The organism is Candidatus Spongiihabitans sp., from assembly GCF_965247905.1.
Classification (GTDB): domain Bacteria; phylum Pseudomonadota; class Gammaproteobacteria; order Arenicellales; family Poriferihabitantaceae; genus Spongiihabitans.
Window position 1 is genome coordinate 917228 of record NZ_OZ252047.1, and the last position, 14072, is coordinate 931299.

Here is a 14072-nt window from a genome sequence, read left to right on the forward strand (position 1 = left end):
ATGGCTGCGGGCATGAAAGTGAGCAAGCGAGTGCGTGCGGCAAATGAAAAAGTGAACCGCGAAAAACACTATGCGGTTGCCGATGCCTTATCGCTGGTCAAGGAATTGTGTTCGACCAAGTTCGATGAAACGGTTGATGTCGCGGTCATGCTTGGCCTCAACGCCAGAAAATCCGACCAAAACGTGCGTGGCGCGACTGTGCTGCCCAATGGCACCGGCAAAACGGTCCGCGTCGCCGTATTTGCGGACGGCGAAAATGCACAAGCGGCTAAAGCGGCCGGCGCGGATATTGTGGGCCTTGAGGATCTGGCCGAGGCCGTCAAGCAAGGCGAAATCAATTTTGATGTTTGTATTGCGACCCCGGACACCATGCGCGTGGTCGGTCCGCTGGGGCAGATTCTGGGCCCCCGGGGGCTGATGCCAAACCCCAAAGTCGGCACCGTGACCACTGATGTGAGCAAGGCGGTTGAGGATGCCAAATCCGGTCAGGTTCAATTCCGCATCGATAAAGCCGGGGTAATCCATTGCCCGATTGGAAAAGCGTCATTCGCACCGAATGATCTGGAAGAAAACCTGAATTCACTGGTTGCAGCCTTGATTAAAGCCAAGCCGGCGTCTGCCAAAGGGCAATATATTCGACGGGTTTCATTGTCCAGCACAATGGGGCCTGGCGTTAAAGTTGAGCGCACCAGTATCTCGGCGATCAGGTAAGTTTTGGGAGCCGCGACTGACTTGATTTTTTGCATCAAATGCGAAGTTGTCAAAGACCGCAGGCGAGTCGCAAGACTGTTAAGTGTTTTTAGGATTTGTTGGATTATGACATGTTTTTTAAAGACGGGTTTTTTAGAGACGGCCAGCGCAGGCGGTGGCCCGATGTCCCGAAGTCAGAAATAAGCCTGATGCAGGACACTATCATTTCACTATTATTTCACTATCATTTAATCGGGAGGGGAGTGTGCTTATGAGTTTAAGCGTCGATCAGAAAAAAGCCGTGATCAGCGAGGTGACCGAAGCAATTGCTTCGGCCCAGGCTGGGATATTGGCTGAGTATCGCGGACTCAATGTCGCGCAGATAACCGCGCTGCGCACCGAAGCGCGGAATGCTGGCGTGTGGGTCAGGGTGGTGAAAAACAACCTGGCCAAGCGGGTCATTCGGGGTTCTGATTTTGAGTGCTTGACCGATCACTTTACCGGGCCGGTTATTTTCTCGGCGTCTGAAGATCCTGTTTCAGTGGCCAAGGTAATGGCTGCGTTTGCCAAAGATAATGAAAAACTGAAGATCACTGCGGGCGCGATGAATGGCGCCCTGATTGATTGTGCAATGATTCAGCGGCTGTCCAAACTGCCTGGCCGGGATCAATTGATTGCCAGGCTGATGGCGACTATTCAAGCGCCCATTCAGAAACTGGCGGCAACGCTTAATGAAGTGCCGAGCAAGTTTGTGCGAACGCTTTGCGCCGTAGCGGAAGCAAAGAAAGCAGCGTGACCGCGATGATCACCGCCGTGACGGCCGGCCGCTCCTGCGCATCCTGCGCCCGCGGCATGCCTGCCATTCATGGCAATAATTTTTAATGTTTGTTATCTCTCAGGAGTAATACCATGGCTTTAAGTAAAGAAGAAGTACTCGACGCAATTGCCGAGATGTCAGTTCTTGACCTGTCCGACTTGATCAAGGACATGGAACAGAAATTTAGCGTATCGGCAGCAACCGCTGTCGCCGCAGCCGCGCCCAGCGCCGCTGGCGATGCGGTCGCGGCCGTGGCCGAAGAAAAAAATGAGTTTGACATAATGCTGACCAGTTTCGGCGACAAGAAAGTCGGCGTCATTAAGGCAGTGCGCGCGATCACCAGTCTGGGTCTCAAAGAGGCCAAGGATTTGGTTGAAAGCGCGCCCGCTCTGGTCAAAGAAGGGGTGGCGAAAACTGAAGCGGAAGAATTGAAAAAACAACTTGAACAAGCTGGCGGCAGCGTCGAGCTCAAGTAATTTTGGTTCTTGTCATCAAGAGTCGGAATTCGTTCCGGCTCTTGATTGGCATTTTGTATGTTATTGATTGATCTGTCATAGAGGACCAACATGGGCTATTCCTTCACTGAAAAAAAGCGCATTCGAAAGAGTTTTAGCAAACGCTCCGATGACTTTCAGGTGCCCTACCTGTTAGCCACTCAAAAAGAGTCTTACCGCAAATACCTGCAGGAGTTCACGCCGCCTGAACAGCGTATTGATCAGGGGATGCAGGCGGCCTTCAAGTCAGTCTTTCCGATTGAAAGTTATAACGGCAGCGTCACCCTGGATTTCGTCAGTTATCGCATGGAGAAACCCAGATTTGATGTGGTCGAATGCCAGCAACGCAGCCTGGTGTATGCCTGCCCGTTGCGCGTGGTCATGCGCTTGGTCATTTTTAACAAGGGCGGCGTCGGCAAGAAACCCAAAGACATCATCGAACAGGAGGTGTATCTTGGCGATATGCCGTTGATGACGGATAACGGCACGTTTGTCATCAATGGAACAGAGCGAGTCGTCGTCTCCCAATTGCACCGGTCTCCAGGCGTCATCTTTGATCACGATGGCGGCAAGACCCATGCCTCGCGCAAACTGCTGTTTTCCGCGCGCATCATCCCCTATCGCGGCTCCTGGCTGGACCTGGAGTTTGACCCCAAGGACTTGCTTTACATCCGCATTGATCGGCGGCGCAAGCTTCCAGCCACCATCGTGCTACGCGCCTTGGGCTACAGCACCGAAGAAATATTGTCGATGTTTTTTGAAAACGACAACATCACCTTGACTGAAACCGGCGCGACTTTGAAGCTGGTGCCGGAGCGTATGCGCGGTCAGCGGCTGGAATTCGCCTTGCACGGCGCTAAGGGCAAAGTCATTGTCGAAGCCGAAAAAAGAATTACGGTGCGGCATATTGACGAACTGGAAAAAGCCGGCATCAGCGAAATCGAGATTCCCGATGGATATTTATTGGGTCGAACGCTGGCCCAGGATATCGTTGATGCTGAAACCGGGGAGCTGTTGGCGGAAGCTAATCAGGAAATCGTCCCGGAGATTTTGGCAGCGCTCAGGCAAAATGGCATTGCCGATATCGCCACAATCTATACCAATGATATCGATTGCGGGCCGTTTATTTCCGAGACCCTGCGCATTGACGGCGTACGCTCTGAGGAACAAGCGCAGGTTGAAATCTATCGCATGATGCGACCGGGCGAGCCGCCGACAAAAGAGGCTTCCGCCGCGTTGTTCACCAACCTGTTTTTCAATCACGAACGCTACGATTTATCCGCGGTCGGTCGCATGAAACTCAACCGCCGGCTGGGCCGGGAGTCCGATGAAGGGCCCGGCACACTGAGCAAGCAGGACATCGTCGATGTCATGCGCAAGATTGTTGCGCTTAAAAATGGCAAGGGCAAAACGGATGATATCGATAATCTTGGAAACCGACGGGTGCGGTCGGTTGGCGAATTGGTGGAAAATCAATTTCGCATTGGCTTGCTGCGCGTCGAGCGCGCCGTTAAGGAGCGATTGAATCTGGTTGAAAGCGAAAACCTGACGCCCCAGGATTTAATTAACGCCAAACCGGTTTCCGCGGTGGTGCGGGAATTTTTCGGCTCCAGCCAATTGTCTCAGTTTATGGATCAAACCAATCCGCTGTCGGAAGTTACCCATAAGCGTCGAGTGTCCGCATTAGGTCCCGGCGGCTTAACCCGGGAACGCGCCGGTTTTGAAGTGCGTGATGTGCACCCCACGCACTATGGCCGGGTCTGTCCGATTGAAACGCCCGAGGGACCGAATATTGGCTTGATTAACTCGCTGGCGTGTTTCGCCAAAACCAATGAATATGGTTTCCTTGAAACCCCGTACCGCAAAGTGGTTGACGGCAAGGCAACCGATCAGGTTGATTATCTGTCGGCGATTGAGGAGCATAAATTTGTCATCGCCCAAGCCAACGTCGCGGTCGATGCTGACGGCCGGTTTTCCGATCAAATGATTTCATGCCGGCACAAAAATGAATTTTCGTTATCGACCTCGGATCAAATTGACTATATTGATGTGGCGCCGCAGCAAATCGTGTCCGTGGCCGCATCGTTAGTGCCTTTCCTGGAGCACGATGACGCCAACCGCGCGTTAATGGGCGCGAATATGCAACGCCAGGCGGTGCCGGTGATACGCAGCGAGAAACCGCTGGTGGGCACCGGCATGGAGCGCACGGTGGCGGTTGACTCCGGCGTGACCGTGATTGCGCGCCGTGGCGGCACTGTGGATTCAGTCGACGCTTCGCGCATCGTTGTTCGCGTCAACGACGACGAAGGCATTGTGGGCGAGCCCGGCGTTGACATTTATAACCTGACCAAATACCAGCGGTCAAACCAAAACACAACCATCAACCAGCGCCCGCTGGTGCGCCTGGCGGATAACATTGAGCGTGGCGATGTGCTTGCCGACGGCCCGTCCACGGATATGGGTGAACTGGCGCTGGGCCGAAACGTCCTGATCGCGTTCATGCCCTGGCACGGATATAACTTCGAGGATTCAATCCTGATTTCAGAAAGACTGGTGAAGGACGAAGTTTATACCTCGGTTCACATCGAGGAGCTTTCTTGCGTGGCGCGGGATACCAAACTGGGATCCGAAGAAATCAGTCGCGACATTCCTAATGTCGGCGAAGGCGCGCTGTCCAAACTGGATGAATCCGGCATCGTCTATATCGGCGCTGAAACCGAGCCTGACGATGTTTTGGTGGGCAAGATCACCCCGAAAGGGGAAACGCAATTGACCCCGGAAGAGAAACTCTTGCGCGCAATTTTTGGCGAGAAGGCGTCTGACGTCAAGGATACGTCGCTGCGCATGCCGTCGGGCATGAAAGGCACGGTCATCGACGTGCAGGTGTTCACCCGCGAGGGGTTGGACAAAGACGCTCGCGCCCTCGCCAACGATGAAGATGAACTGGAGACCGTGCATAAAGACCTGGATGATCAGTTGCGCATCGTTGAAGATGACGCCTATGCGCGTATTGAAAAACTATTGCACAACCACATCGCGGAAGGCGGGCCAAACGACCTGAAAGCGGGCGCAAAAGTGACCAATGATTATTTGGCCGAACTGTCGCGCAGGCAATGGTTTGAAATTCGACTCCGCAACGAACAAGCCAACCAGGCAATCGAAAATATTCGTGATCAACTGGAGGCGCAGCGCCAGGAGTTTGATCGTCGATACGATGAAAAACGCGAAAAAATTAAAATGGGCGATGACCTTGCGCCCGGCGTGCTGAAAATCGTCAAGGTTTTTGTGGCGGTTAAACGGCGGTTGCAACCGGGCGATAAAATGGCCGGGCGGCATGGCAACAAGGGGGTGATTTCCAGAATCGTTCCGGTCGAGGATATGCCCTATATGGAGGATGGCGTCGCAATCGATATCTGCTTAAATCCATTAGGCGTGCCATCGAGGATGAATGTCGGCCAGGTTCTGGAAACGCATTTGGGCTGGGCGGCCAAGAAAATTGGGGCGCGGATCGGTGACATGCTGCGTCAAAAAAAGAAACCGGCTCAAATCATCAGGTTTCTCGACAAAGTCTATAACACCAGCGGCAAGAAAGAATCCCTGGATCAGTTTTCCGAAAACGAAATACTCGAGTTGGCGAATAATCTTCGGCACGGGGTGCCGATGGCAACGCCGGTGTTCGATGGCGCCAATGAAGCCGAAATCAAAGGCATGTTGAAACTGGCGGGTATTCCGGGCAGCGGCCAGATGACATTATACGATGGTCGAACCGGCGAGGCGTTTGCTCGGCCGATTACTTGCGGATACATGTATATCTTGAAATTGAACCATCTGGTGGATGACAAAATGCACGCCCGTTCCACCGGGCCATACAGCTTGATCACGCAACAGCCGTTAGGCGGCAAAGCCCAGTTCGGCGGGCAGCGATTCGGCGAGATGGAAGTGTGGGCGCTGGAGGCTTATGGCGCGGCCTATACCTTGCAGGAAATGCTGACGGTTAAGTCCGATGATGTCGTCGGCCGCTCCAAAATTTATGAAAACATCGTGCGCGGCGAGCATGGAATGGATGCGGGCATGCCCGAATCGTTTAATGTTTTGGTTAAGGAAATTCGCGCGCTGGGCCTCAATCTTGAGCTCAAGCAGGATTATCACTAACGCATATCAACTCCGAGCAGCATTACATTTAACCAGGCAGCAGCATAGAGGCAGCACAAAATGAGAGACATTTTTAATCTGTTTAAACCAACCGATACGATTGAGGATTTTGATTCCATTCGGGTCAGTATCGCGTCGCCGGAAAAAATCCGCTCGTGGTCTTTTGGCGAGGTAAAAAAACCGGAAACCATAAACTATCGAACTTTCAGGCCTGAACGAGACGGCTTGTTTTGCGCAAAATTATTCGGGCCGGTCAGCGATTACGAATGCTTGTGCGGCAAGTACAAGCGCCTGAAGCATCGCGGCGTGATTTGCGAAAAATGCGGCGTCGAGGTCACCCTGTCCAAAGTGCGCCGTGAACGAATGGGGCACATTGAACTGGCCGCGCCCTGTGCCCATATCTGGTTCCTCAAGTCGTTGCCCTCGCGGCTGGGATTGTTGCTCAATATGACCGTCCGCGAGATGGAGCGGGTGCTGTATTTCGAGGCCTATGTGATTATCGATCCCGGCATCACGGATTTAGAGCGCGGCAGTTTGCTGACCGAAGAGGCTTACTTGGAAACCATAGAGACTTTCGGCGATGAATTTGAGGCCGGCATGGGCGCCGAATCGATTCGCAAGTTGCTGAAGGAAATTGATTTGAAGGAAGAGGCATCGTTGCTGCGCGAAGATCTGGCGGCCACAAAATCGATAACAAAAATTGAAAAATTCACCGGTCGATTAAAAGTGATTGAGGCGTTTATTACCTCCGGCAACAATCCGGCCTGGATGATTATGGATGTGCTGCCGGTGCTGCCGCCGGATTTGCGGCCGCTGGTGCCGCTGGAAGGAGGCCGCTTTGCCACCTCGGACTTGAACGATCTGTACCGCCGGGTCATCAACCGCAATAACCGCCTCAAAAGATTGCTGGACTTGAACGCGCCGGATCTGATTGTGCGCAACGAAAAACGCATGCTCCAGGAAGCGGTCGACGCGATGCTCGATAATGGCCGCCGCGGCAAGGCGATTACCGGCGCCAACAAGCGTCAGTTGAAATCCATCTCCGACATCATCAAGGGCAAGCAAGGCCGTTTCCGCCAGAACTTGCTGGGCAAGCGCGTGGATTACTCCGGTCGGTCGGTTATCGTTGTCGGGCCGACCTTGAAGCTGCACCAATGCGGCCTGCCCAAGAAAATGGCGCTGGAATTATTCAAGCCATTCATCTTCAGCAAGCTTGAACTTCGCGGCTTGGCGACCAACATCAAGCAAGCCAAGAAAATAGTGGAGGCCGAGAGCGCGGAAGTCTGGGATATTCTGGAAGAGGTTATCCGCGAACATCCGGTCATGCTGAACCGTGCGCCGACCTTGCACCGATTAGGCATGCAGGGATTCGAACCGGTCCTCATCGAAGGCAAGGCGATTCAACTGCATCCGTTGGTGTGCACGCCGTATAACGCGGATTTTGACGGCGATCAAATGGCCGTTCATGTGCCGCTTTCCATCGAGGCGCAACTCGAAGTCAGGGTGCTGATGATGTCCACCAACAACATTCTGTCATCGGCGAACGGCGAGCCGATTATTGTGCCGTCCCAGGATATCGTGCTCGGTTTGTATTACATGACCCGGGAAAGCAAAAGCATCGAAGTCAAAGGCAATATCCAACACAAAAAAGGCTATGCCGCTGATGCCGATGTTCGAAAATACTTTGTCGATATCAACGAGGTGCGGCGCGCTTATGAAAGCGGGCATGCGCATCTGCACGCCCGCATCGAGATTCCTCGGATTGCGGTGAAAATGTCGGGCCAAAGCGAAGCCGGCGAGACGCGGGTGAAAACCACCGTCGGGCGGGCGTTGCTGTCGGAGATTCTGCCCGCCGGGCTGGACTTTTCCATGATCGACCGACCGATGAAAAAGAAGACTATTTCCGAACTCATCGATGCCTCATACCGGCAAGTGGGTCTCAAGGAGACCGTGATTTTCGCCGACCAATTAATGTACACCGGATTCAAGATGGCGGCGCTGTCCGGCATCTCCATCGGCGTGGACGACATGGTGATACCTAAAGACAAGGCGACAATCCTGAAGGCGGCGGAAAAGGAGATAATGGAAATTCAGGGGCAATACACCGACGGCTTGCTGACCGACGGCGAGCGCTATAACAAGGTCATCGATATATGGTCGCGCAGAAGCGAGCAGATCGCGGATTCCATGTTGCGCGAACTCGGCCGCGAGCAAGTGACCGACGGCAAAGGCGAGCAAGTCGAGCAAGAGTCGTTTAACTCGATTTACATGATGGCCGACTCCGGCGCGCGCGGCTCGCACGCCCAGATCAGGCAGTTGGCCGGTATGCGCGGATTGATGGCGAAACCGGACGGCTCGATTATTGAAACGCCGATTACCGCTAATTTCCGCGAGGGGCTGAATGTGCTGCAATACTTTATCTCGGCGCACGGCGCGCGCAAGGGGCTGACCGACACCGCGCTGAAAACCGCCAATGCCGGCTACTTGACGCGCCGCCTGGTGGATGTCTGCCAGGACTTGGTCGTGACCGAAGTGGATTGCGGCACCGAAGGAGGCTTGTTGCGCGAGGCGCAGGTGCAAGGCGGCGAAGTGGTGGTTGCCCTGAAAGACCGCTTGCTCGGCCGCTTCAGCACCAAGGATATCGTCGATCCGGCCAGCGGCGAGACGCTGGTTTCGTGCGACCAGATGCTCGATGAGCAATGGGTGGAGCGGGTCGAACAAGCCAATATCCACGAAGTCAAAGTGCGCTCGGCGGTCACCTGCGAAACCCGTTTCGGGGTGTGCGCCAAATGCTATGGACGCGATCTCGGCCGCGGCCATACCATCAATATCGGCGAAGCGGTGGGCGTGATCGCGGCGCAGTCCATCGGCGAGCCGGGCACCCAGCTGACCTTGCGCACCTTCCACATCGGCGGCGCCGCTTCGGCCACCGCTGTGGTTAGCCAGGTCGAGCTGAAGAACACGGGGAGGATTCATCTTAAAGCCGCCAAGTTGATCAAGAACAGCGACGGCAATCACGTCGTAGTAACCCGGTCAAGCGAGTTGATCGTTCAGGATGAGCAAGGCCGTGACCGTGAAAGGCATAAACTGCCTTATGGCGCGGTGCTGACGGTGGTCGAAGGCTCCGACGTCAATATCGGCGATATTGTGGTGACCTGGGATCCGCATACCCATCCGATTATTACCGAGGTCGCTGGCACCGTGGTGTTTACCGATTTCGAAGAAGGGGTAACGGTAAACATGCAAACCGACGACTTAACCGGTAAAAGCACGTATGTCATCATCGACCCGCAGCGCCGCCGCGGCAGCGCCTACGATATCAAGCCGACCATCAGCCTGGTGGACGATTCAGGCAATTCAGTGAAGACTCCCGGCACCGATGTCGATGCGCGCTATCAATTGCCGCCGGATGCCATCGTTATGCTGGTGGACGGGCAGCAGGTGCACAGCGGCGATGTCATCGCGCGGATTTCTCAGGAGTCATCAAAGGCGCGCGACATCACCGGCGGCCTGCCCCGAGTGGCCGAGTTGTTTGAGGCGCGCAAACCCAAAGAGCCAGCCATTCTGGCCGAAATCGATGGCATTATCTCTTTTGGCAAGGAAACCGCAAGCAAGCACCGTTTGGTCATCACCAGCGCGGACGGGAAAACCCATGGCACCCTGATTCCGAAGACCCGACGCATCAATGTGTTTGCAGGGGAAACCGTGGAACGGGGCGAGGTTGTGGTGGAAGGGCCGCCTTTGGCGAGCGATATTCTCAAGTATCGCGGGGTCGCGGCATTGGCGGATTACATCGTTAATGAAGTCCAGGATGTTTACCAATTGCAAGGCGTAAAAATAAACGATAAGCATATTGAAGTCATCGTTCGTCAAATGCTGCGCAAAGCAAAGATTGTTGACATCGGCGATAGCCGCTATTTGCTGGGCGAGCAAGCGGAAAAGTCCTTGTTGCTGGATGAAAACGACCGCTTGATCGAGCAAGGCAAAAAGCCGGCCGCCTACGACCCGGTGTTGTTGGGAATCACCAAGGCGTCCTTGACCACGGAATCGTTTATATCGGCGGCTTCATTCCAGGAAACGACCCGGGTGCTGACCAATGCTTCGGTCAACGGCAAGGTGGATCGACTGCGCGGACTTAAGGAAAACGTTATTGTCGGGCGCTTGATTCCAGCCGGCACCGGGCTTGCTTTTCATGAGGAGCGAAAGCGAAACAGAATTGAGAAGTTTCGCAAGGATAAAGAGCTTGAAGCGCTTTTGGGCGGGCCGGAACGGGAAAATGTCGAACTCGGGGAAATGGTAGCGGCGGAGGCGATAAGCGAGTCTCCAGCCCAGCCGGTCGCCGAATAAGTTTTGCCGGCGACATGATGACATTGTGGCGTCATTTTAGCGGCGTTATTTTGATGACTTGCCCCTGTTTTTATTGCTTGACACCGATTGCCCGTCAGCATAAAATCGCCGCCCTCGCGCAACACCCCGACGGGCAAAATTCGTTGAATTTTCCAGGTTTTGGGTGTTTCTGGAGTTTGCAGCCGGCATAAATGAAGCAGGTATAAATTTTGCCGGTGTAAGTTTTGAATGAATTGAACAAATGCCAACATTAAACCAACTGGTTAGAAAACCGCGTCAAAAGCAGGTAAAAAAGTCCAATGTTCCGGCATTGCAGACTTGCCCGCAGAAACGAGGAGTTTGTACACGGGTTTATACCACAACGCCAAAGAAACCGAATTCCGCATTGCGCAAGGTGGCTCGGGTTCGATTGACCAACGGCTATGAAGTAACGACTTATATTGGCGGCGAGGGTCATAATCTGCAGGAGCACTCAGTGGTGTTGATCAGAGGCGGTCGAGTCAAGGACTTGCCCGGCGTTCGTTACCACACAGTGCGAGGGGCGTTGGACACCTCGGGTGTTTCCGATAGGCGCCAGGGTCGTTCGAAGTACGGCGCGAAGCGGCCTAAGTCGTAGCCGGTTGTTTTTGAACAAGACGCTAGAACATTTTAGTCATCGTTAATTAACCTGGGCGGGTTTAAGCCCCGAGCGGCAAGCCGTATTTTCCCGCCAAACCCTACCCGAACCCCCGGACTTTTGAGTCATTCCCAAGGGGGCCCTAAGGGGAGGTTGCTCTTCTGAACAATCAGGAGAGCGTATTTTTATGGAATGACCGACAGTGAGACATTGAACGAGATACTGAACGAGATATTGAACCCTGGCCAATGAAGCAGCAAAACTAAGTCATGCCAAGAAGAAGAGAAGTGCCGAAGCGCAAAATATTGCCTGATCCCAAGTTTAAGGACCAGACGATTGCAAAATTTATTAACATCATAATGCTTGATGGCAAGAAATCCATTGCCGAAAGGATTCTCTATGGCGCGCTGGATATTATCAAACAGCGCGGCAAGGAAGATCCGGTCGGTATTTTCAACCAAGCATTGGAAAAAGTAGGTCCCAGCGTTGAAGTAAAAAGCCGCCGAGTGGGCGGCGCAACCTACCAGATTCCGGTTGAAGTGCGACCCAATCGTCAAGTGGCCTTAGCCATGCGCTGGCTGGTGGAAGCGGCGCGGAAAAGGAACGAAAAATCCATGACCGCGCGCTTGGCCGGTGAATTGATGGATGCTTCCGATGAGCGCGGCAGCGCCGTTAAAAAACGTGAGGACACGCTGAAGATGGCCGAAGCCAACAAAGCATTCTCGCATTACCGTTTTTAGTTTGTTAGCGTTGGCATAATTAAGCGCATGGCACGCAAAACCCCTCTGCACCGTTATCGCAACATTGGCATCATGGCGCACATTGATGCCGGCAAGACCACGACCACCGAACGCGTGCTTTTCTATACCGGCCTGTCGCACAAGATCGGCGAGGTTCACGATGGCAATGCGGTCATGGACTGGATGGAGCAGGAACAGGAGCGCGGCATCACCATCACCTCGGCCGCGACCACCTGCTTTTGGAGCGGCATGGATAAAGACCTGCCGGAACATCGCATCAATATTATCGACACGCCGGGTCACGTCGACTTCACCATCGAAGTGGAGCGGTCGTTGCGCGTATTGGATGGCGCCGTAGCGATTTTTTGCGCCGTGGGCGGCGTTGAGCCGCAATCGGAAACAGTATGGCGACAAGCCAACCGGTACAAAGTGCCGCGCATCGCTTTCGTCAACAAAATGGATCGCATCGGCGCGGATTTCTTGCGCGTGGTCGGGCAAATCAAAACTCGCCTGGGCGCTAACCCGGTTGTGGTGCAACTGAACATCGGCGCCGAAGAAAACTTCAAGGGGGTTGTCGATCTGGTCAAAATGAAAGCGGTGTATTGGAAAGACGAAAACATGGGCGTCGAGTTTGAATATCGCGACATTCCTGATGAGTTGGTTGAATTGTGCGGCGAGTATCATGCGAAACTGGTGGAAGCCGCCGCCGAAGCGGATGATGCACTGATGGAGAAGTACTTCGACCAGGGCGCGTTAAGCGAGCAGGACCTCAAAAAAGGAATTCGAATACGCGCGCTTAACAATGAAATTATTCCGGTTTTCTGCGGCTCCGCATTCAAGAACAAGGGCGTGCAGGCAATGCTTGACGGTGTTGTCGATTTCATGCCGAGCCCGCTGGATGTGCCGCCAATTAATGGAATTGCCAAGGGGATTGCGGCGGATGCCGCGGCGGCACCATCTGCAAGAGCGCGCCAAGCGGATGACAACGAACCCTTTTCCGCGCTGGCGTTTAAGATCATGTCCGATCCATTTTTCGGGCAACTGGTATTCTTTCGAGTTTACTCAGGCATGATCAAGGCCGGGGATACGGTGCTTAACTCAGTAAAAGGCAAAAAGGAGCGCATCGGCCGAATTCTACAGATGCATTCCAACAACCGTGAGGATATCAAGGAAGTGCGGGCCGGCGATATAGCCGCCGCAGTGGGACTTAAAAGCGTTGCCACCGGCGATACCTTGTGCGCTATCAATGCCGCAGTGGTCTTGGAGCGGATGGAATTTCCGCAACCGGTTATCTCCCAGGCAGTGGAACCGAAAACCAAAACCGATCAGGAAAAACTGGGCATCGCCTTAGGCAAGTTGGCCCGGGAAGATCCCTCTTTCAGAGTCCGGTCCGATAAAGAATCCGGACAAACGATTATCTCGGGAATGGGCGAATTACACCTGGAAATCATTATCGACCGGCTAAAAAGGGAATTCAGCGTCGATGCCAATATCGGCAAGCCTCAGGTTGCCTACCGCGAAACCATCACGAAAACCGTCGAAACCGAGCATAAATACGCCAAGCAGACCGGCGGTCGAGGCCAGTATGGCCATGTCCACTTGCGCCTGCAACCCCAGAAAATGGGCGCCGGTTACGAATTTATTGACGAAATCAAGAGCGGGGTTATTCCTCGTGAATTTATTCCTGCGGTGGACAAGGGGATTCAGGATGCCATGCAGGCCGGCGTGGTTGCCGGTTACCCGGTTATTGATGTCAAGGCCACGTTGTTTTATGGCTCGTATCATGAAGTGGATTCATCCGAACATGCGTTCAAGGCGGCCGGGTCCATGGCTTTTAGGGAAGGGGCAAGACAAGCGGGGCCGCAGTTGCTTGAGCCGATGATGGCGGTGGAAGTCGTTACCCCGGAAGAATATATGGGCAGCGTTAATGGCGACTTGAGCGCGCGCCGCGGCCTCATCCAGGAGATGGCAGATTCAGCCAGCGGCAAAGTGGTAAAAGCCGAAGTGCCGCTGTCGGAAATGTTTGGCTATGCCACCGCGTTGCGCTCCGCCACTCAGGGGCGAGCCAACTATACGATGGAATTCAAAAGATATGCGCCGGTGCCTGAAAGCATCACCGCAGCCATCAGACATGCTTAATCGGGTATGATATCGCGGGTATGATATTGGCTGCATTGAATTTACATGAATCTTAAATAAAAAATCAACGCAAAGAT

The 14072-nt window shown here is 53.9% G+C and carries 8 protein-coding genes; all 8 read left to right on the forward strand.

Features of this window, described 5'->3' with window-relative positions; translation table 11 throughout:
- Positions 1-711 (forward strand): 50S ribosomal protein L1, encoded by a 711-nt coding sequence (gene rplA / locus ACP158_RS04650; RefSeq protein ID WP_424947803.1) that lies wholly within the window; start codon positions 1-3, stop codon positions 709-711.
- A gap of 250 nt (positions 712-961) precedes the next feature.
- The gene (gene rplJ, locus ACP158_RS04655; protein ID WP_424947804.1) at positions 962-1486 is read left to right on the forward strand and encodes a 50S ribosomal protein L10; all 525 of its coding nucleotides are present in this window, start codon (positions 962-964) and stop codon (positions 1484-1486) included.
- Between the two features lie 113 nt (positions 1487-1599).
- On the forward strand, positions 1600-1983 hold the full coding sequence (gene rplL, locus ACP158_RS04660) for a 50S ribosomal protein L7/L12 (RefSeq protein WP_424947805.1): 384 nt from the start codon (positions 1600-1602) through the stop codon (positions 1981-1983).
- 90 nt (positions 1984-2073) lie between these two features.
- Positions 2074-6153 (forward strand): DNA-directed RNA polymerase subunit beta, encoded by a 4080-nt coding sequence (rpoB, locus tag ACP158_RS04665; protein WP_424947806.1) that lies wholly within the window; start codon positions 2074-2076, stop codon positions 6151-6153.
- A 60-nt stretch (positions 6154-6213) separates the two neighbouring features.
- Positions 6214-10500, forward strand: coding sequence for a DNA-directed RNA polymerase subunit beta' (gene rpoC, locus ACP158_RS04670; protein WP_424947807.1), 4287 nt, complete (start codon positions 6214-6216; stop codon positions 10498-10500).
- A gap of 241 nt (positions 10501-10741) precedes the next feature.
- Positions 10742-11116: a 30S ribosomal protein S12 gene (gene rpsL / locus ACP158_RS04675; protein WP_424947808.1), complete on the forward strand. Its 375-nt coding sequence runs from the start codon at positions 10742-10744 to the stop codon at positions 11114-11116.
- Positions 11117-11385: 269 nt separating this feature from the next.
- Positions 11386-11856: a 30S ribosomal protein S7 gene (rpsG, locus tag ACP158_RS04680; RefSeq protein WP_424947809.1), complete on the forward strand. Its 471-nt coding sequence runs from the start codon at positions 11386-11388 to the stop codon at positions 11854-11856.
- A 27-nt stretch (positions 11857-11883) separates the two neighbouring features.
- Positions 11884-13995: an elongation factor G gene (gene fusA / locus ACP158_RS04685; protein ID WP_424947810.1), complete on the forward strand. Its 2112-nt coding sequence runs from the start codon at positions 11884-11886 to the stop codon at positions 13993-13995.
- Positions 13996-14072: the final 77 nt, after the last annotated feature.